General features: G+C 70.4%; 18 protein-coding genes. 5 read left to right on the forward strand and 13 right to left on the reverse strand.

Annotation, left to right across the window (positions count from 1 at the left end; genetic code table 11):
- The 3 genes from ACFVJS_RS09565 to ACFVJS_RS09575 all read right to left on the reverse strand — a co-directional run.
- Window positions 1-190 (reverse strand): FAD-dependent oxidoreductase (locus ACFVJS_RS09565; protein WP_378878789.1); only part of this gene is annotated, 190 nt, incomplete at its 3' end.
- A 1-nt stretch (window position 191) separates the two neighbouring features.
- Complete coding sequence (gene speB, locus ACFVJS_RS09570; protein ID WP_378878791.1) at window positions 192-1,238, reverse strand: agmatinase; 1,047 nt, start codon at window positions 1,236-1,238, stop codon at window positions 192-194.
- 43 nt (window positions 1,239-1,281) lie between these two features.
- On the reverse strand, window positions 1,282-2,667 hold the full coding sequence (locus tag ACFVJS_RS09575; protein WP_378878792.1) for an APC family permease: 1,386 nt from the start codon (window positions 2,665-2,667) through the stop codon (window positions 1,282-1,284).
- 145 nt (window positions 2,668-2,812) lie between these two features.
- On the opposite strand from ACFVJS_RS09575, the gene ACFVJS_RS09580 reads away from it, so the two are divergent.
- Window positions 2,813-3,409, forward strand: a complete 597-nt coding sequence (locus ACFVJS_RS09580; RefSeq protein WP_378878794.1) for a TetR/AcrR family transcriptional regulator — start codon at window positions 2,813-2,815, stop codon at window positions 3,407-3,409.
- 5 nt (window positions 3,410-3,414) lie between these two features.
- Window positions 3,415-4,680 carry an alpha-L-fucosidase gene (locus ACFVJS_RS09585; RefSeq protein WP_378878796.1) on the forward strand — a complete coding sequence of 422 codons (1,266 nt, stop codon included), beginning with the start codon at window positions 3,415-3,417 and terminating at the stop codon, window positions 4,678-4,680.
- An 8-nt stretch (window positions 4,681-4,688) separates the two neighbouring features.
- Here the strand turns inward: ACFVJS_RS09585 and ACFVJS_RS09590 are convergent, their stop codons facing one another.
- The 6 genes from ACFVJS_RS09590 to ACFVJS_RS09615 form a co-directional block, all read right to left on the reverse strand.
- Window positions 4,689-5,603 (reverse strand): ABC transporter substrate-binding protein, encoded by a 915-nt coding sequence (locus tag ACFVJS_RS09590; protein ID WP_378878798.1) that lies wholly within the window; start codon window positions 5,601-5,603, stop codon window positions 4,689-4,691.
- 52 nt (window positions 5,604-5,655) lie between these two features.
- Window positions 5,656-6,468: an ABC transporter ATP-binding protein gene (locus ACFVJS_RS09595; protein ID WP_378878800.1), complete on the reverse strand. Its 813-nt coding sequence runs from the start codon at window positions 6,466-6,468 to the stop codon at window positions 5,656-5,658.
- The gene (locus ACFVJS_RS09600) at window positions 6,465-7,523 is read right to left on the reverse strand and encodes a FecCD family ABC transporter permease (RefSeq protein WP_378878802.1); all 1,059 of its coding nucleotides are present in this window, start codon (window positions 7,521-7,523) and stop codon (window positions 6,465-6,467) included. Before ACFVJS_RS09600 ends, ACFVJS_RS09595 begins: the two co-directional genes overlap by 4 nt.
- Window positions 7,520-8,977 (reverse strand): FecCD family ABC transporter permease, encoded by a 1,458-nt coding sequence (locus tag ACFVJS_RS09605; RefSeq protein WP_378878803.1) that lies wholly within the window; start codon window positions 8,975-8,977, stop codon window positions 7,520-7,522. Before ACFVJS_RS09605 ends, ACFVJS_RS09600 begins: the two co-directional genes overlap by 4 nt.
- 10 nt (window positions 8,978-8,987) lie before the next feature.
- Window positions 8,988-9,971 carry an ABC transporter substrate-binding protein gene (locus ACFVJS_RS09610; protein ID WP_378878804.1) on the reverse strand — a complete coding sequence of 328 codons (984 nt, stop codon included), beginning with the start codon at window positions 9,969-9,971 and terminating at the stop codon, window positions 8,988-8,990.
- A 109-nt stretch (window positions 9,972-10,080) separates the two neighbouring features.
- Entirely contained in the window at window positions 10,081-10,578 is a 498-nt protein-coding gene (locus ACFVJS_RS09615; RefSeq protein ID WP_378878806.1) for a MarR family winged helix-turn-helix transcriptional regulator, read from the reverse strand.
- 93 nt (window positions 10,579-10,671) lie between these two features.
- On the opposite strand from ACFVJS_RS09615, the gene ACFVJS_RS09620 reads away from it, so the two are divergent.
- A complete protein-coding gene (locus ACFVJS_RS09620; protein ID WP_378878808.1) occupies window positions 10,672-11,583 on the forward strand; it encodes a dioxygenase in 912 nt (303 codons plus the stop codon).
- On the opposite strand, the gene ACFVJS_RS09625 is transcribed toward ACFVJS_RS09620, so the two are convergent.
- The 4 genes from ACFVJS_RS09625 to ACFVJS_RS09640 all read right to left on the reverse strand — a co-directional run bounded on the left by ACFVJS_RS09625 (window position 11,541) and on the right by ACFVJS_RS09640 (window position 15,986).
- Window positions 11,541-12,782 (reverse strand): AGE family epimerase/isomerase, encoded by a 1,242-nt coding sequence (locus ACFVJS_RS09625; protein ID WP_378878810.1) that lies wholly within the window; start codon window positions 12,780-12,782, stop codon window positions 11,541-11,543. The genes ACFVJS_RS09620 and ACFVJS_RS09625 overlap by 43 nt on opposite strands.
- Window positions 12,783-12,814: 32 nt before the next feature.
- Window positions 12,815-13,696, reverse strand: coding sequence for a carbohydrate ABC transporter permease (locus tag ACFVJS_RS09630; protein ID WP_378878812.1), 882 nt, complete (start codon window positions 13,694-13,696; stop codon window positions 12,815-12,817).
- Window positions 13,693-14,631 (reverse strand): carbohydrate ABC transporter permease, encoded by a 939-nt coding sequence (locus ACFVJS_RS09635; RefSeq protein ID WP_378878814.1) that lies wholly within the window; start codon window positions 14,629-14,631, stop codon window positions 13,693-13,695. The genes ACFVJS_RS09630 and ACFVJS_RS09635 overlap by 4 nt, the downstream gene beginning before the upstream one ends.
- Before the next feature lie 83 nt (window positions 14,632-14,714).
- Window positions 14,715-15,986: an ABC transporter substrate-binding protein gene (locus ACFVJS_RS09640; RefSeq protein ID WP_378878816.1), complete on the reverse strand. Its 1,272-nt coding sequence runs from the start codon at window positions 15,984-15,986 to the stop codon at window positions 14,715-14,717.
- A gap of 167 nt (window positions 15,987-16,153) precedes the next feature.
- On the opposite strand from ACFVJS_RS09640, the gene ACFVJS_RS09645 reads away from it, so the two are divergent.
- Complete coding sequence (locus ACFVJS_RS09645) at window positions 16,154-17,329, forward strand: ROK family transcriptional regulator (RefSeq protein ID WP_378878818.1); 1,176 nt, start codon at window positions 16,154-16,156, stop codon at window positions 17,327-17,329.
- Between the two features lie 23 nt (window positions 17,330-17,352).
- Window positions 17,353-18,444 (forward strand): N-ethylmaleimide reductase, encoded by a 1,092-nt coding sequence (gene nemA, locus ACFVJS_RS09650; protein WP_378878820.1) that lies wholly within the window; start codon window positions 17,353-17,355, stop codon window positions 18,442-18,444.
- The last annotated feature ends 98 nt before the right edge of the window (window positions 18,445-18,542 follow it).

The raw sequence follows: 18,542 nt of genomic DNA on the forward strand, positions 1-18,542 counted from the left end.
AGACCCACTGGCCGCCGATCTCGAAGTCGGCCTCGGCGCCGGGCGCGCCGTGCGCCTCGGTGCGCAGCCGGCCGCCGACGCGGTCACGCGCCTCCAGGACGAGCACGTCCTGGCCCGCCTGCGCGAGCCGCCAGGCCGCGGTCAGGCCGGTCACGCCGGCGCCGACCACGATCACGTCATGGGTGGTCATGTCAGTTCTCCTGTGTATCGGTGGGGCGCCGGTCCGGGCGCTGGGCGAGCAGCGGGAGGCTCGGGTCCCAGCGGGTCCCGTCGGCCTGGTCGCGCTTGCGGCGGGCGATGCCCGAGAGCGCCTCGAGGACGACCCGGTTGGCGAGGAACGAGGTGATGTCGGCGTGGTCGTAGGGCGGGGACACCTCGACCACGTCGATCCCGACCACGGGGAGCTCGTAGGCGATCCGGCGGACCGCGTCGAGCAACTGGCGGGCGGTCAGGCCGCCCGGCTCCGGGGTGCCGGTGCCAGGGGCGTGGCCGGGGTCGCAGACGTCGATGTCGACCGAGAGGAAGACGCCGTCGCACTCGTCGGTGGCGATGGTGAAGGCCTCGGTGAGGCACTCCTCCAGGCCGCGGTGCACGATCTCGGTCATCTCGTAGGACCGCATACCCTGCTCGGCCATCCAGTCCAGCGTCTCGGGCTCGGGCCAGTAGCCGCGCAGGCCCATCTGCAGGAACCGGTCGCCGCGCAGCGCCCCGGACTCGATGAGCCGGCGCATCGGCTGGCCGTGGCCGATCAGCGAGCCGAACTCGATGTCCCCGGTGTCGGCGTGTGCGTCGAAGTGGATCATCGAGACGCGTCCCTGACCGATGTGCTGGGCGACGCCGGCGGCGTCGGGCCAGGCGATCGTGTGGTCGCCGCCCAGCACCAGCGGGATGGCGCCGTTGCTCGTCACGGCGTGGACGGCCTCCTGCAGGTCGCGCACCGAGCGTTCGGCGTCGCCGGAGAACATCTCCACGTCACCCGCGTCCAGCACGCGGATGTCCTGCAGCGCGTCGACCCGCATCGCCAGCGAGGGCCGTGAGCCGTCGTGAGCCAGGTAGCACGTCTGCCGGATGAACTGCGGGCCGAACCGGGTGCCCGACCGGTGCGACGTACCTCCGTCGAAGGGGGCGCCGAGGATGACCACATCGGCACCCTCGTACGTCGCGGGGTCGGCCCAGTCACACCGGTCGACACCCAAGAAGGTGATGTCGGGGCCGAACTGGGTTCCGTAGCGAGCCATGGCGTTCTTCTCTCTCGTTCGATTCTCTGGTTCGTTGGAGGTCTCAGTCCTCGGTCGGGTCGACGACGAGGAACCGCTCGCCTGGCCGGCGGGCGAGGTAGACGTAGTAGTAGGCGAGGGCGGCGACCACGATCCCGGCCGTGATCAGGATGTCCGTCCGGGCGGACCCGGCGAGCGCGTAGCCGATCGCGCCGATCACGACCAGCGGTGGCAGCGGCCACAGCGGCATCCGCCAGCCCTCGGCGGGCGCCTGACGACGGGCGCGGAGCGCGGCGATGGCGACGACGACGTACATCGTGGAGATGACCACCGAGGTCACGCCGAGCAGCGCCTCGATCTCGACGGCACCGGCGAGGATCGCACCGGGGACACCGATGACGAGGGTGGCCAGCCACGGGGTGGCGTAGCGGCGGTGCAGCTTGGTGAGCACGGCGTTGACCGGCGTGGGCCAGGAGCGGTCCCGCGCGGAGGCGTAGACGACGCGGGCGTTCTGCAGCACCATCACGATGACGGCGTTGAGGATCGCGATGGCGATGGCGACGTTCACCGCGACGGCGACACGCTCGCCGCCCCAGGCCGCGACCCACTGGGAGAAGTTGCCGGAGGCGAGGTCGCTGAGGTCGTCGACCGCCAGGACGGTGGTGATGGTGGGGACGAGAATGACCAGGCCGCCCAGGCCGAGGGTCCAGAAGACCACGCGGGCGACGTTGCGACGCGGGTCGACGATCTCCTCGGAGAGGTAGACGGTGGTGCCGAAGCCGCTGACCAGGAACGTGCTGACGGCGAGGCCGGAGACGAGGATCGCCAGGGTGAAGGGCTCCAGGCCGTTCTCGCCGATGACGTGCGGGGTCACCAGCTCGCCGGGTCCGCGCTGGATGTGGCCGAGGCCGAGCACGGTGACGACGACGGCGGCGACGATCTCGAGCGCGAGGAAGGTGCCGGTGACGACCGCGTTGGCCTTGATGTTGAGGATCGCGGTGGCGGTCGAGAGGAGCATCACGATCGCGCCGGTCGCAGCCCGGGGCAGCTCCACCAGGTCGGCCAGGTAGTCGGCGGTGCCGAGGGCGAAGATCGGCGGGATGAGCCACAGCAGCACGCCGGCCAGCGAGAACGTCAGCCAGCCCATCGACTTGCCGAGCGTCTGGGTGACCATCGCGTACTCACCGCCGGAGCTGGCGGTGCGGGTGCCGAGCTCGGCGTAGCAGGCGGCGATCGCGACCGAGACCGCGAAGCCGGCCACGACGGCCAGCACCGCGCCGCTCCCCTGGGTCGCGAACAGCTCCGGGACGATGATGAACAGGCTCGAGGCGGGCGTGATGCACGAGAGCACCAGCAGAACCGCAGCACCGGGCCCGAGCACCCGCGCGAGCCGGCGCCGCTCGTGCGCCGGCGTCACCTCTTCCGGGCTCACCTGCATGGATTCGATCATCGCGGTTCTCCTTGGCATGAGGGTACAGCGAGTTTTGAACGCTGTACAAAACTTTGAACGGCATTCAAAGTGACCCAGATCACCGCTAGAGTCAAGGGGTGGGACCGAAGATTTCACCCAGCGAGCACAAGGAGACACTGTCGAGGTGACGCGCACACGCTCCAACAGACGCCTGGAACGACCGCGCGAGCAGGTGCTCGCGACAACGCTGGAGATGGTGGCCGAGGAGGGGCTCGCCAAGGTGACGATGGCTTCGCTCGCCGCCCGGCTCGGCACCAGCGGCGGCCATCTCCTCTACTACTTCGGCACCCGCAACGGCCTGCTCCTGGAGACCCTGCGCTGGAGCGAGAACGAGTACGCCGCCCAGCGGGCCCCGATCCTGGAGAAGGTCGAGAAGGACAGGTCCGGGGGCGTCGAGGCGCTGCTGTCCTTCGTCGACGTCTACCTCGCGCTCGACGAGCGCGACCCGCGCTGGCTCCTCTGGCTCGAGCTGTGGGCGCGCGCGCCCTACGACGCCGAGCTCGCCGCCGCGCAGCGCGCGATGGACGACGAGTGGCACGCAGACCTGGTCCGCCTCTTCGCCGCTGCGCTCCCCGAGGTGCCCGAGCGCGAAGCGGTCTCCGAGCGCCTGCGGGCGATGTGGGACGGCTTCAGCATCGGCATCGTCACCGGCGGCGGCACCACGCTGCGCGAGCGCGCCCTCGAGCACACCCGCGCCGCGGTCGCAGGACACGTGGGGTAGGAGGCATGCCGATCGCCTCCTGGTTCCCCGAGGCGCAGCTGGGGATCTTCGTCCACTGGGGCATCTACAGCGTCGACGGCGTCGCCGAGTCCTGGTCGTTCTACGACGGCCGGGTCCCCTACGCCGACTACATGGCCCAGGTCGACCGCTTCACCGCCTCGGAGTTCGACGCCGAGGCCTGGGCGGAGCTCTTCGAGCGGGCCGGGGCGACCTACGCCGTGCTCACCGCCAAGCATCACGACGGCGTCGCCCTCTATGACACCGACGCCAACGACCTGTCTGTGGTCAAGCGGGCTCCGGCCGGCCGCGACCTCGTCGCCGAGTTCGTCGAGGCCGTACGCCGCCGGGGGCTCAAGGTCGGCATCTACTTCTCCCACCTCGACTGGTCGCACCCGGACTACGCGACCGTGCGGCCGGAGGTGCAGCATCCCGTCGTGCAGGACAACCCCTACGCCGTCCCCCGGCCGGGGTCGGAGCAGCCCGAGCGCTGGGAGCGCTACCTGGACTTCCACCGCACCCAGATCCGGGAGCTGGTGACCCGCTTCGCCCCGGACCTGCTCTGGTTCGACGGGGAGTGGGAGCGCGACGAGCGGCAGTGGCGGATGCGTGAGCTGCGAGAGGAGCTGCGCGAGCTCGCGCCCGAGATGGTCGTCAACGGCCGGATGCTCGGCCACGGCGACTACATCACGCCGGAACAGGGCGTTCCGGTGGAGCCGCCGGAGGGCCCGTGGGAACTCTGCCTGACGATCAACGACTCCTGGGGCTGGCAGCCGCAGGACCACAACCACAAGTCACCACGCCAGATCGTGCGCACCTTCGTCGAGACGATCGGCGGTGGCGGCAACCTGCTGCTCGACGTCGGCCCGCGCGAGGACGGCACCATCACGCCCGAGCAGACCGAGCGCCTCGAGGCGCTCGGCGCGTGGGTCGCCCGCCACTCCCCCGCGGTCCGCGGCATCCGCCGCGGCCTTCCTCACGGCCACTTCTACGGTCCGACCGCCGTCTCCGACGACGGCCGGACCCTGTTCCTCTACGTCCTCGACCGGCCCAACGACTACGTGGTGGTCCGCGGCCTGCGCAACCAGGTCCTGAAGGCCTACGTCCTCGGCACCGGCACCGAGCTCGAGCATCAGCGCATCGGCGGGCTCCACGAGGTCCCGGGCTGGGAGTACGTGTTCACCACCGACGACGACCTCGACCCGCTGTGCACCGTGATCGCGCTCGAGCTCGACGGCGAGGTGTGGCTGCACCGGCCGCACGAGGACGGCTGAGGACTACCTCAGCCGAGCTCCTTCTCGAACTGGGCGAGGATGTGCTGGGCGGCCTGGATCCCGATGCCGCTGAGCAGGTCGTCGTTGATGTCGTGGACGCGGCCGGCCTGAACCGCGGGGATGCGCTTCCACAGCGGACCGCCGAGCACCGTGGCCTTGTCGGTGTCGCCCTCGGGACCGTAGGTGCTGACGTAGACGAAGTCGGCATCGGCGGTGGTGACCTGCTCGGGCGAGACCTCGAGGTAGGTGTCCTCGCCCACGGCCTGCTCGGGGACGGTCAGGCCCATGTCGTCGAGGATGACGCCGCTGAACGACTTGTCGGAGTAGAGCCGGATCTGGCCCGGGAGGAACCGGACGATCGAGAGCGTCTTGCCGGTGCCGACGGTCTCGCCGAGGGCGGCCGCGTCGCTCTCGAAGTCGACGAGCATCTTCTTCGCCTCGGCGGTCTTGTTGAGCGCGTCGGCGTAGAGCAGGAAGTTGTCCTTCCAGGTGTCGCCGAGGTCGGGGGCGAGCACGGTCGGGGCGATCTCGTTCAGCTGCTCGTAGATCGCCTCGTGACGTACGGTGCTGGAGAGGATGAGGTCGGGGTCGAGCGCCGCGATCTTCTCCAGGTTGGGCTCGGAGATGGTGCCCACCTCCTCGATCCCCTCGGTCTGGTCGCCGAGGTAGCTGAGGAAGTCGGTGGCCACGTCGACGCGTACGGCACCGACCGGCTTCACGCCCAGCGCAAGGGCGTCGTCGAGCTCGCCGGTGTCCAGGACCACCACCCGCTTCGGGGCGACGGGGACCTCGGCCACACCCTTGGCGTGCTTGACCTCGCGGGTCTCGGCGGTGGCCTCCGAGTCCGAGGAGCTGCCGCCACAGGCGGTGAGGACGAGGGCGGCGGCGAGCATGGCAGCGACGCCGGACAGGTGCTTGCGCACGATGGTTCCTTTCGTGGTGGAGTTCCCCGGACTCCCGGGGCCGTACAGCGCTTCAGTGCTGGACGGTGGGCGCCGAGCGGCGTACGCCGATCGGCACGATCATCGGCCGGCCCGAGACCGGGTCGACGAGGACCTGGCTGTCGAGGCCGAAGACGTCGCGGAGCAGCTCCGCGGTGATGAGCTCGTCGGGCGGACCGGAGGTGACGATGCGACCCGCGCGCATGACGATCAGGTGGTCGCTGTAGCGGACCGCCAGGTTGAGGTCGTGGAGGACCATCACGACGGTGCGGTCCAGGTCGGCGTGGAGCTTGTCGACGAGGTCGAGCACCTCGACCTGATGAGCCAGATCGAGGTACGTCGTCGGCTCGTCGAGCAGCAGGATGTCGGTCTCCTGCGCCAGCGCCATGGAGATCCACGCCCGCTGGCGCTGACCACCCGAGAGCTCGTCCACGGGGCGGGCGGCGAGCTCGTGCATCCCGGTCAGCCGCAGCGCGGCCTCGACCTCGGTCTCGTCGTCGCTGGACCACTGCCGCAGCCACGACTGGTGCGGGTGGCGGCCCTTGGCCACCAGGTCGGCGACGGTCAAGCCCTCGGGCGCGGTCGGCGACTGCGGCAGCATGCCGAGCACCTTCGCCACCTCACGCGTACGCATCGAGGTGATCGCCTTGCCGTCGAGCAGAACCTGCCCGGACCTGGGCCGGAGCAGCCGCGCGACCGCGCGCAGGAAAGTCGACTTGCCGCAGCCGTTGGGGCCGATGATCGTGGTGACCTTGCCCGCGGGGATCTCGGTGGTGAGGCCGTCGGCGACGACCCGGTCGCCGTAGGCGAGCACCAGGTCCTCGGCCGTGATCTGGTGAGTGCTCATCGAGACAGCCTCCGGTTGGTGCGGATGATCAGATACATCAGGAAGGGGCCTCCGATGGCGGTGGTGACGATCCCGACCGGGAGCTCGACGGGCAGGAGCACGCGCGCGACGTAGTCGCTGCCGACGACCAGGGCGGCGCCGGTGAGCGCGGAGGCGAGCAGCGGTGGCCCCGGGGTGCGGGCGATCCGGAGCGCGACCTGGGGAGCGACGAAGGCGACGAACCCGACCGGGCCCGCCGCGGTGACGCACACGGCGGCCAGCAGGACCGAGGCGATCAGCAGGAACGACTGGCTGAGCTGCACCCGCACCCCGAGTGCGCGGGCGGTGTCGTCGCCCAGCTTGAGGGCGGAGAGCTGGAAGGTCGAGGCCAGCGCCACCGCGCCGATGACCCCGAGGCCGATCGCGGCGGGGAGGGCGTCGCTCCAGCCCCTGCCGTTGAGCGACCCGTTGAGCCAGACGGTCGCCTCCTGGGCGTCCCAGATCTCGCCGATGACGAGCATCCAGTTGGTCAGCGCGAGGAGGATGCCATTGACCGCCACCCCGATCAGGACGAGCCGGAATCCCTCGATCCCCCGGCGCCAGGCGAGCAGGTAGATCACCAGGCCGGTCAGCAGGCCGCCGGCCATGGCCGCGGCCGGGACGCCGATGGTGCCGCCCAGGAAGGCGGCGCCGCCGAAGACGATCACCGCGACCGCACCCGCGCTGGCGCCTGCGGTGATGCCGAGCAGGTCGGGGCTGGCGAGCGGGTTACGGGTGATCGACTGCCAGATCGCTCCCGACATGCCGAAGCCGGCACCCACGAGAAGGCCGACCACCGAGCGCGGCAGCCGGAGGTCCCAGACGATGAAGCGCTCGGCGTCCGTCCCGCCACCGAGGATCGCCGCGGCCGCGTCGGGCAGGCTGATCGGGTAGTCACCGCGGCCGACGTTGAGGCAGACCAGCAGGAAGACCAGCACCAGGAGGGCCAGGTCGACCGCGACCAGCCGCGGACGCCAGACCAGCGTCAGCGGTCCCCGCCCGAAGCGCGGGCGGCCGGGCACGAGCGTCGTCGTCACAGGGTCACCAGCTTCCGGCGGCGTACGAGGGCGATGAAGAACGGCGAGCCCACCACGGCGAGCACGATGCCGACCTGCAGCTCCCCCGGGCGCGCGGCGACGCGGCCGAGGATGTCGCAGGTGATGAGCATGATGGCGCCGATCAGCGCGGAGCACGGCAGCAGCCACCGGTAGTCGGGCCCGGTGAACGCTCGTGCGATGTGAGGCACGGCGAGGCCGATGAAGGCGATCGGGCCGCAGGCCGCGGTCGCGGCGCCGGCGAGCAGGGTGAGCGCGGTGATGCCGAGGACTCGGTTCAACGCGACGCTCGTGCCGAGGGTCCGGGCGACGTCCTCGCCGAGGCTGAGGACGTTCAGACCGGGCGCGTTGACCATCGCCAGCACGAAGCCGAGGGCGAAGAACGGCAGCAGCGGCAGCAGGATCTCGAGACCCCGGCCGGCGACGGAGCCGACGATCCAGAAGCGGTAGGCGTCCAGCGTCGCCTGGTCGAGCAGCACCACGGCCGAGGTGACGGCCGAGAGAAACGCCGCGACGGCCGCACCGCCGAGGACGAGGGAGACCGGGGAGGGGCTGCTGCTCCCGACCGACGCGAGCCCGAAGACCACGAGGCTGGTGATCAGCGCCCCCGCGAGGGCGAACCAGATGTAGCCGACCGCGCTCGTCACCCCGAGGAACGTGATCGCCAGGACCACCGCGCACGCGGCGCCGGCGCTGACGCCGAGGATACCCGGGTCGGCGAGCGGGTTGCGGGTGTGCCCCTGGATGAGCCCGCCGGCGAGCCCGAGCGCGATGCCGGTCACGAGCCCGAGGAGCGTCCGGGGCGTACGCAGGTCGCGGACGATCAGGTCGGCCTCGGTCGGCATCGTGTCGTAGGGCGGGATCAGGCCGTGCCAGATCTCGCCGAAGCTCAGCGGTCGCGAGCCGACCGCCACGCTGGCCAGGAGCAGGACGACCAGGAGAACCAGCAGCGCGAGGAGACCGGCGACCCGGCGCAGCCGCAGCTTCGCCGGCGGAAGGTCGACCTCGATGGCAGCGAAGCCCTCGTCCATGGCGGTGGCCCGGCGCACGATCTGTCGTGGCCCCAACAGCAGGCTGCGGCGTACGCCGAGGGGCCGGCCGTCGTGGCCTCGGGCGATCAGGCCGAGCCAGGTCAGGCCCGTGGAGGCACCACGCCGACCCTGGGCGAAGCCGCGGTTCCAGACGAGGACGGCCACCGCGACGGCGAGCGCGAAGCCGCCGAAGACCACGCGGTCCACGGTGCCGCCACCGTTCGCGTCGCGCAGCGAGTGCACGACGAGCGCACCGACGGCCAGCGGCATCGCGACGAGGGCGAGGTCCACGATCGCCGCTGCCGCACGGAGCCCGAGGGGTGCGGTCCCGCGCGGGACCTGCACCCTGGTGTGGTCCGCGCGCGCCGAGACGGCCTCGCCCGGGGCGAGGTCACTGAGACGCACGTTCTGCCCGTCAGCTCTGCTCGAGGACCTGAGCGGCCTCGAGCTGCTCGGCGTAGCCGCTGAACATCTCGGCGTAGGCCTGGTAGCTGTAGGGCGCGGCGGGGTACCAGAGGTCCTGCTGGCCGGCCGCGACGGCGGGCAGCCGCTTGAAGATGTCCTTCGTCTTCAGCTCGTCGAGGCCGCCGGGGTCACGGGCGTCGATGAGGAGCACATCGGCGTGGTACTTGCTGATGTTCTCCAGGCTGACCGGCTCGAAGATGCCCTGCTCATCGGGGGTCACCTCGGGGAACTTCACGCCGAGCTCGGCCAGGTAGGCGAGGTCGGGGTGCTCGGGCGCGTTGGCGAAGTAGATCTCCTCGCCGTAGGTCGACGCCGCGACCACGGTGAGGTCGGGGTTCTTCTTCACCACGGCCTTGATCCGCGCGACGGCGTCCTCGAACTCGGCCTTGGCCTCGTCGGTCTCGGGGTCGGCCCCGAGGTCCTCGGCGAGCGTCTGGAACGCCTCGATCTGCTCGGTCACCGAGAGCCCGGTCAGCGGCATGGCGAGGGTAGGCGCCAGCTTGTCGATCTGCTTCTCGACCTCGCTGGCATACCAGAGGTTCTTTCCGTCGAAGGTCATGTCGATCAGCAGGTCGGGGTTCATCGCGGCGTACTCCTCGACGTTGAACTCGCCCCAGGCCTTGCCCAGGACCTTCGTCTCGGCGACGTCGAGGTTGCCGGTCAGGTAGTTCGGCGGCTCGGGAAGGTCGCCGTAGACGCCGTCGACCTCGAAGCCGTTGTCCCACAGCGCGGCCGCGGCGCTCGCCTGGGCGACGACGGTCTCGGGCGTGCCGTCGAGCTCGATCGTCTTGCCGCGGGCGTCCTCGTGGACGAAGCCGGACCCGGCGCCGTCCTCCCCGTCGGACGCCTCGGTCGAGGCACCACAGGCAGCGAGAGCAAGGGTGGCGGCGGCTGCGGCGGCCGCGATGGGGGCCATGCGGAAACGACGGTTCACGACTGTTCCTTCAGGTTTGGCTCGGTGAGCGGTCGGCGCCGAGCCGCCAACCAAGGTTAGGGTAACCTAAACCGATTTCACCCTCAGACACCATCCCTGGGACCGGATCTCAGCCCGCCCCGGGGTCGAGGGGTGGCCGCTTCACGCCGGTCGGATCGAGCCGCTCGAGCATGTTCCCCGCGATCTCGGCGAGCTGGTCGACCTGTGCGGGACTCAGCGAGTCGAAGACGTACTCCCGCACGGCGTCGACGTGACCGGGAGCCGAGGCGACCATCTTCTCGTGGCCGACCTCGGTGAGACGTACGTTGGTCGCCCGACGGTCACCCGGGCAGGCGAGCCGCTCGATCAGACCCCGGTCGGCCAGGCGCTTGACGACGTTGGAGAGCCGGGGCAGCGTCGCGTTGGTGTAGCCCGCCAGCTCCGTCATCCGCAGGGTCCGCTCGGGCGCCTCGGAGAGCATCGCCAACACTCCGTAGTCGAAGTGGGTCAGGCCCGCGTCACGACGCAGCTGGGAGTCGAGGGCACCCGGCAGCAGCTCGAGCACGGCGATCAGGCGCACCCATGCCGCCCGCTCCGCCGGCGACAGCCAGTTGCCTCCCACGCCCATGGAGTCTGCCGCAGAAAGTTGCACGGAACAAACAACGGTCACCTAGAGTTAGTTCAAGCGACAACTATTGCGTAGGAGCCGCAGGAGACCGCCATGACCACCGCACCCGAGAGCACGACCGCCGCCGCGGACGCCCGCCTCCCCCGGACACATCCGTTCGCCCAGCACCTGCGCGCCGTCCAGGCGCGCGAGGCGACCGACCCGCACCGCGTCTGGACACCGGCCGACGGACCGCTGCCAAGCCTCTACCTGTCCCACGGCGGCGGTCCGCTGCCGCTGCAGAGCCCCGAGTGGCTCGACCCGCTGCACTCCTGGGCACGCTCGCTGCCCCGGCCGAAGGCCATCCTGGTCATCTCGGCGCACTGGGAGTCGGCGCCGCTCTCGATCAGCGCGACCCGCCCCGACGAGCTGGTCTACGACTTCAGTGGCTTCGACCCGATCTATCACTCGGTGCGCTATGACACCCCGGACGCCAGCGAGCTCGCCCGCACCACCGCGGCGCTGATGCCCGACACCGAGACCGCCCATCAGCACACCCGCCGCGGTCTCGACCACGGCGCCTGGGTGCCGCTGAAGATCATGTACCCGGCCGCCGACATCCCGGTCGTCCAGCTCTCGCTGCCCACCGAGGACCCCGACCAGCTGCTGGCCCTCGGCGAGCGTCTGCGGCCGCTGCGCGAGGAAGGCGTGCTCGTGATCGGCTCGGGCCACATGACTCACGGGCTGCCGTTCATCACCCGCGAGATGGTGACCGAGAACAAGCCCGCCGGCTGGTCGGCCGACTTCGACTCCTGGGCCGCGGACGCCCTGGACCGTGGGGATGTCGCCGAGCTGGCCCGGTTCCGCACCGCCGCCCCCGGCATGCCGTACGCCCATCCGACCGTGGAGCACTTCACCCCGCTCTTCGTCACCCTGGGCGCGGCGACCGACCCGACGGCTCCGGTCACCACGACCCTGGACGGCTACGGGCTGGGGCTCTCGCGGCGCTCGTTCCAGGCGGCCTGACCCTGCCGCGTCGCCTCGCGCAGCTGCACCGACAGCACCGGAGCCAGTGGCATCCGGGCGAGCAGCAGGGCCTGGTAGGCGTGGTAGACGTCGGGCTTACCGTGCCAGATCACGTGCGAGGGACGGTTGTGCTCGTCGAGCTCGTGGTGCCAGCTGCCGAGCTCGCGGTCGATCAGATGGGTCTCGATGTAGGCCTCGAACCGCTGGCGCCACTCGTCGTAGAGCGCCTCGCCGGTGCGGGTGTGCAGCGCGCCGGCGGCGGCCAGCGCCTCCGCGGCCACCCAGTGCAGCCGCAGCCGGGTGACCGGGGTGCCGTCCCAGGCGGTGGTGTAGACGAAGCCGGTCTCGCCGTCGGCGGACCAGCCGACATCGACCGCGCGCCCGAAGAGTGCCCGGGCGTCCTCGACCAGCCAGGCCGGCGCGTCCGGCACGGTCGCGTCGAGGTGCAGCAGCAGCCGCGACCACTCCAGCAGGTGTCCGGGCGTGCACCCGTAGGGGCGGAACGGGTCGCCGGGACGGTCCGCGTTGTAGTCGAGCACGGGCGACCAGCCGAGGTCGAAGTGCTCGGGCAGGTCGTAGCCGTGCGAGCGGGCGACACCGTGGATCAGGTGCTCCGCGATCGCCAGCGCGCGGCGGTGCCAGGCGGCGTCGCCGGTGACGTCGCCGGCGGCCAGGAACGCCTCGACGGTGTGCATGCTGGAGTTGGCCCCGCGGTAGGCCTCGCCGGAGCGAAGATCCCGCTCGAGGCTGTCGACCACCCGGCCGGAGTCGTCGAGGAAGTGCTGCTGCATCACGCCCAGCGCCTCGTCGAGCAGCGCGTCCGCGCCGGGCACACCGGCCGCGACACCGCTGCTCGCAGCCAGGACCACGAAGGCGTGGGCGTAGGCCTCCTTGAGGGTGCCGACGGGCTCCCCCTCCCCCGACACCGAGGCGAACCAGCCGCCGAACTCGTCGTCACGCAGGGCGCCGTTCAGCGCCCGGATGCCGTGCTCGGCGAGAGCGATCGCCGCGTCGCCCGGGAGATCCCCGCGCAGATGAGCGAGCGCGAAGACATGGGTCATCCGAGCGGTGATCCAGGTGTGCACCGGCTCCGCCGGGTCCGGGCGACCGGACTCGTCCAGCCACCAGAACCCGGCGGCCGAGGCCGCCGACGCCCGGGCGAACCCGGCCAGCCGACGGCACTCGCCATCGATGTCCATCATCGATCCATCATCGCTCCCTCATCGGCCGGTCATCCCTTGACCGAGCCGGCCATCAGGCCGCCGACGAAGTAGCGGCCGAGCAGGATGTAGATGATCAGCGTCGGGACGGACGCGATCAGCGCGCCCGCCATGCTGGCGGAGTAGTCCTGCAGCTGACCGCTCGCCAGGAAGTTGAGCGCGATCGTGACCGGCCCGTTGCGCGAGGTCGAGAAGAACAGCGCGAACAGGTAGTCGTTCCAGGCCGAGGTGAACTGCCACATCAGCACCACCACGAACGCCGGCGCCGAGATCGGCAGGATGATCGAGGCGTACGTCCGGAGCATGCCGGCGCCGTCGACCCGAGCCGCCTCGACGAGCTCGACGGGGACCCCGGCGTAGTAGTTGCGGAAGATCAGCGTGGTGATCGGCAGGCCGTAGACCACGTGCAGCACGATCAGGCTCGGCACGCCGTTCGGGACGCCGAGGTTGCTCATCAGCTGGACCAGCGGCACCATCACCGCCTGGTAGGGGATGAACATCCCGAACAGGATCAGCGTGAACACCACGTCGGCACCGGGGAAGCGCCACTTGGAGAGCACGAACCCGTTCATCGACCCGAGCACCGAGGAGATGATCGAGGCCGGGATGACCATCGCGAACGTACGCCCCAGTGCCGGCCCGAGCTGCTCCCAGGCACGCGACCAGCCGGCCGTCTCCCAGGACTCGGGAAGCTTCCAGGCGTTCGCCGGGGTGGCGTCGCCGAGCCCCTTGAAGCTGGTCACGAACAGGACGTACGCCGGGAGCAGGATGACCAGGGCGAAGAGGATCAGCAGGACGTACTTGACGGTGCGCCAGACGCCGCGCGAGCGCTCGCCCGGGATCCTGGTCGCGACGGCTGCCGGGATGGCATCGGTCGTCACATCAGTGGTCATCGGCGACGCTCCTGACGGTAGGTGGAGACGAGGTAGGGGACGATCAGGATGGCCACGATGACGAGCAGGATCGTGCCGATGGCGGCCGACTTGGCGTAGTCGCCACGGGTGAACTCGATCCACATCTGGGTGGCGGGCACCTGGGTCGTGTAGTTCGTCTGGCCCGCGATGGCCATGATCAGGTCGAAGACCTTCAGCGACATGTGGCCGATGATGATGATCGCCGAGAGGGCGACCGGGCTCAGCTGCGGGAAGATGACGTGGCGGTAGAGCTGCCACTCCGAGGCGCCGTCCATCCGGGCCGCCTCGCGCAGCTCCTCGGGGATGCCACGGAAGCCGGCCAGGAAGAGCGCCATCACATAGCCGCTGAGCTGCCAGATGGCGGGGACGGCGATCGCCAGGATGCCCCAGCGCTCGTTGGTCCACCACGGGTTCTGCAGGAAGTCGAGGTGGAGGGACCCGAAGAGCCGGTTCAGGCCGGAGGCGCGGTCACCCTCGGCGTTGTTGAGCAGCCAGCGCCACACCACACCGGAGGCGACGAACGAGACCGCCATCGGGAACAGGTAGATGGCCCGGAACAGGGACTCGCCGCGGGCCTTGCGCTCCAGCAGCCACGCCCACAGAAACCCCAGGCACAGGGTGCCGACGAGGAACGTCGCGGTGTAGAGCAGCAGGTTGCGCAACGAGTAGATGAAGTCGTCGTCGGTGAACAGGTCGCGGTAGTTCTCCAGACCCGCGAAGCCCTGGGACGGGCCGATGTTGTGGCGGTCCTGCAGGGAGGTGTGGATGTTGGACCCGATGAGGCCGTAGACGAAGACGCCGATGACGATGACGGTCGGCAGGATCAGGAGTACCGGGGCGACCCACCCGTGGCCGCCGATGCGGCCCCTGGCCCTTCTGGGTCGCCTGCCGGCGCTGGGCACCGTGGAGGACATGTGTCCGTCCTTTCACAAAGGGCGGCCGAGGGGCTGCGACCCATGGGGGCGGCCGCAGTCCCTCGGCCCAGAAGAGGAATCGCTTACTCGGGCTTGTTGTCCTCGGCGGCCTCGACGAGGCCCTCCTGGAGCTCGGCGACGTCGTTGTTGCTGCCGAACTTCGCGACCGCGGCGGTGATGTCGGTCAGCCAGTTGACCGAGGTCGCGGCGCCGTGGGCGAGCGAGGAGACGATCTCGTCCTCGCTCCACGACTTGATCGCGGTCTGCTGGTACTCACCGAAGTCGGCGGTGTCGGCCGTGGTGCTGGCCGGGATCGAGCCCTTCGCCTTGTTGAAGGCGACCTGACCCTCGTCGCTGGCGATGGTCTCGAGCCAGGCCTCGGTGCCGGCCTCGTTGGGACCGTCCACCGGCATCGTGAACGAGTCGGCCAGGAAGTCGAAGACGCCGTCGGTGCCCGGGACCGGGACCGCGGTGTAGTCGGTGTTGAGCGTCTTCTTCTGCTCCTGGAAGGCCGCCTCGGCCCAGTCACCCATGACGTTGAACGCGGCCTGGCCGTCGATGACCAGCTGGGTGGCGTCCGGCCAGTCGAGACCCTGGCGGTCGGTGTTGGTCAGCGAGAGGAGCGTGCTGTAGTCCTCCAGCGCGGCCTCGACCTCGCTGCCGCCCCAGTCGGTGGTGCCGTCCCAGAGGCCGTTGTACGCCTCGACGCCCAGATCGGCGAGGAGCACGGTCTCGAGGAGGTGGACCTGGGTCCAGTCGGTCGCGATCGAGAGCGGGATGATGCCCTTGGCCTTGATCGCCTTCAGGTCGGCGATCCAGGCGTCGAGCGAGTCGTAGGTCTTGTTGGCCTCGATGCCGGCCTTCTTCAGGACGGCAGGGTTGGCCCACATCACGTTGGCGCGGTGGATGTTCGAGGGGACGGAGTAGATGCCGCCGTCCTGCTTCAGCCGCTCGAGAAGACCCTCGGGGAAGCGCTCGTTCCAGCCCTTCTCCTCGTAGAGGTCGGTGAGGTCCTCGATCTGGCCGGCGTTGATGTAGTCGGTCAGCTCGGCACCCGCGTGCGCCTGGAAGGTGGCCGGCGGCTCACCGTTCTGCAGGCGGGACTGGAGCACGTTCTTCGCGTCGCTGCCGGCACCACCGGCGACGGCGCCGTTGACGAACTTCAGGTCGGGGTTCTGCTCGTCGAAGACCTTGACCAGGGCGTCGAGCCCGGCCTTCTCACTACCTTCGGCCCACCAGGTGAAGACCTCCACCTCATCGGTGCTGCCGCTCTCGCTCTCGCCCCCGCAAGCGGAGACCGCCAGCAGGCTCAGGGCGGCCAGGCCGGCGGCCAGGGCCTTTCGCGTTGCGTTCATCTTTGTCCTCCGGTTGCGCGACCGCTACGTCGGTGTGTGATCTGGGTTACTCGCGGTCGCGTGCCGGGACAACGTACGCCTCTGCATTCTGTCGAGTCAACGCATAACGCAGGTCGTTTTCAACCTGAGATCTGTCGCAAATCGACATAATCCCCTACAGTCACGGCATGACCACTCCGGAGTCGCGGCTGCGCGTCGCCAACCGTGCCCAGGTGCTGGACCTCCTGGGACGCTCGGCGCCGGTCAGCCGTGCCGAGCTCGCCCAGCGCACCGGGCTGTCCCGCAGCACCGTGTCGAGCATCGTCCAGGAGCTGCTCGCCTCCGAGCAGATCGTCGAGACCGCCGGCGACACCCTGGCCCGGGGCGGCGGTCGCCCGCCCTCGCTCCTCACCATCAGCGGCTCCCCCGGCACGCTCATCGGCGTCGACATCGGCCACCGCCATGTCCGGGTCGCGGTCGCCGACCTGGCCGCGAAGCCGCTCGTCGAGCACGAGATCCGGCTCGACGTCGACAACTCCGCCGTCGAGACCATCGACCGCGCCGCCGCGCTCGTGCGCGAGTGCCTGGCCGAGGCGGGCATCGACCCGAGGACCGACCGGGTCCTCGGCGTCGGCATGGGCATCCCCGGCCCGGTCGACCCCCACAGCGGCATCGTCGTCTCCCCCATCCTCGGCAACTGGATGGACCTGGCCCCCGGCGAGGAGCTCGCCCGCCGCATCGGCCTGCCCGTCCAGATCGAGAACGACGCCAACCTCGGCGCGCTCGCCGAGATCGAGTACGGCGCGGCCCGCGACATCGACGACGTCATCTACGTCAAGGCCTCCAGCGGCATCGGCGCCGGCCTGGTCCTCGCCGGCAAGCTCTACCGGGGCATCACCGGGATCGCCGGGGAGATCGGCCACGTACGTTTCGAGGACAACGGCCCGATCTGCCGGTGCGGCAACCGCGGCTGCCTGGAGAAGGCGTTCGGCGGCTCCCGCCTGGTCGAGCTGCTGCAGCCGGCCTACGACGAGACGCTCAGCGTCGAGCGATTGCTCGAGCTCGCCCAGGAGGGCGACATCCGGGTCAACCGGATCCTCGACGACGCCGGCCGCGCCGTCGGACGCGTGCTGGCCGACCTCTGCAACCACCTCAACCCGGCGCTGATCGTGGTGGGCGACACGATGCGCCACTCGGAGTCGTTCGTCCTCGGGATCAAGGACTCCATCGACCGCTTCACGCAGCCCGACACCGCCGCGGCGCTCGACGTCGTGCCGAGCGAGCTCGGCGACAAGGCGGGCGTCATGGGAGCGCTGGTGATCGCCGGCTCGGCCTCCTCGACGCAGCCGCCGGGAACAATATGAGCAACCGCTCAGTTCAGCGCCACATGACCTCACTCTTCTCGCCGCTGACCCTGGGCTCGACGACCCTCCCCAACCGCGTCCTGATGGCGCCGCTGACCCGGATGCGCGCCAGCCAGCCTGGTGACGTACCCAACCCGCTGATGGCCGACTACTACCGGCAGCGCGCCTCGGCAGGGCTGATCATCTCCGAGGGCACCCAGATCTCGCCGCAGGGCAAGGGCTACATGGACACCCCGGGCATCTACTCCGCCGAGCAGGTCGCGGGCTGGCGTCACGTCACCGACGCCGTCCACGAGGCGGGCGGCCGGATCGCGGCCCAGCTGTGGCACACCGGCCGGGTCTCCCACGAGTCGTTCCACGACGGCGACCTCCCGGTCAGCGCCTCCGCGCTCCCCTACCGCAACCGCACGACCGTACGCGGCGAGGACGGCACCCCGACGCGGGTCAACTGCCCCACGCCCCGTGCCCTGGAGACCGCCGAGATCGCGGACGTGATCGACGACTACCGCCGCGCCACCCGCAACGCCCGTCAGGCCGGCTTCGACCTGGTCGAGATCCACGCCGCCCACGGCTACCTGCTCCACCAGTTCGCCAGCGCCAGCAGCAACGAGCGCACCGACTCCTACGGCGGCTCCCTGGCCAACCGCGCCCGGCTCACTCTCGAGGTGCTCGACGCGGTCGTCGCCGAGTGGGACGCCGAGCACGTCGCCATCCGGATCTCCCCGATCGGCCCCTTCAACGGCCTCGAGGACCCCGAGGGCGCGGAGATGGGCCTCCACCTCGCCGCCGAGATCGGCAAGCGCGGCATCGCCTTCCTGCACCTGTCCGAGCCCGACTGGGCCGGCGGCCCGGAGCTGACCGACGACTACCGCAAGCAGCTGCGCGCCGCACACCCCGGCCCGATCGTGGCCGCCGGCGCCTACACCCCGGAGAAGGCCGCCCGCCTGCTCGAGGCCGACCTGATCGACGCGGCCGCGTTCGGGAGGACCTTCATCGCCAACCCGGACCTGCCCCGGCGCCTGGAGCAGAGCCTGCCGCTCAACGAGCCCGACCTGTCGACCTTCTACGGCGGCGGCGAGGCCGGCTACACCGACTATCCCGAGTGGACCGCCTGAGTTCACCCTTCTCTCACCTGAACCCGCACGGCGGACGCCGTTCCTCCCGGGATGGCGCCCGCCATGCGGGTTCTCGCCACGTTCCACTTGATACGGAT

The sequence above is a fragment of the Nocardioides sp. NPDC057772 genome (genome assembly GCF_042798075.1).
Lineage (GTDB): Bacteria > Actinomycetota > Actinomycetes > Propionibacteriales > Nocardioidaceae > Nocardioides.

What these genes read in the sequence shown, in the direction of transcription:
- speB (WP_378878791.1), bottom strand. Translation starts at nt 1,238, where the DNA reads ATGGCTCGCTACGGAACCCAGTTCGGCCCCGACATCACCTTCTTGGGT.
- ACFVJS_RS09575 (WP_378878792.1), bottom strand. Translation starts at nt 2,667, where the DNA reads ATGATCGAATCCATGCAGGTGAGCCCGGAAGAGGTGACGCCGGCGCAC.
- ACFVJS_RS09585 (WP_378878796.1), top strand. Translation starts at nt 3,415, where the DNA reads ATGCCGATCGCCTCCTGGTTCCCCGAGGCGCAGCTGGGGATCTTCGTC.
- ACFVJS_RS09595 (WP_378878800.1), bottom strand. Translation starts at nt 6,468, where the DNA reads ATGAGCACTCACCAGATCACGGCCGAGGACCTGGTGCTCGCCTACGGC.
- ACFVJS_RS09615 (WP_378878806.1), bottom strand. Translation starts at nt 10,578, where the DNA reads ATGGGCGTGGGAGGCAACTGGCTGTCGCCGGCGGAGCGGGCGGCATGG.
- ACFVJS_RS09620 (WP_378878808.1), top strand. Translation starts at nt 10,672, where the DNA reads ATGACCACCGCACCCGAGAGCACGACCGCCGCCGCGGACGCCCGCCTC.
- ACFVJS_RS09625 (WP_378878810.1), bottom strand. Translation starts at nt 12,782, where the DNA reads ATGGACATCGATGGCGAGTGCCGTCGGCTGGCCGGGTTCGCCCGGGCG.
- ACFVJS_RS09630 (WP_378878812.1), bottom strand. Translation starts at nt 13,696, where the DNA reads ATGACCACTGATGTGACGACCGATGCCATCCCGGCAGCCGTCGCGACC.
- ACFVJS_RS09635 (WP_378878814.1), bottom strand. Translation starts at nt 14,631, where the DNA reads ATGTCCTCCACGGTGCCCAGCGCCGGCAGGCGACCCAGAAGGGCCAGG.
- ACFVJS_RS09640 (WP_378878816.1), bottom strand. Translation starts at nt 15,986, where the DNA reads ATGAACGCAACGCGAAAGGCCCTGGCCGCCGGCCTGGCCGCCCTGAGC.
- ACFVJS_RS09645 (WP_378878818.1), top strand. Translation starts at nt 16,154, where the DNA reads ATGACCACTCCGGAGTCGCGGCTGCGCGTCGCCAACCGTGCCCAGGTG.
- nemA (WP_378878820.1), top strand. Translation starts at nt 17,353, where the DNA reads ATGACCTCACTCTTCTCGCCGCTGACCCTGGGCTCGACGACCCTCCCC.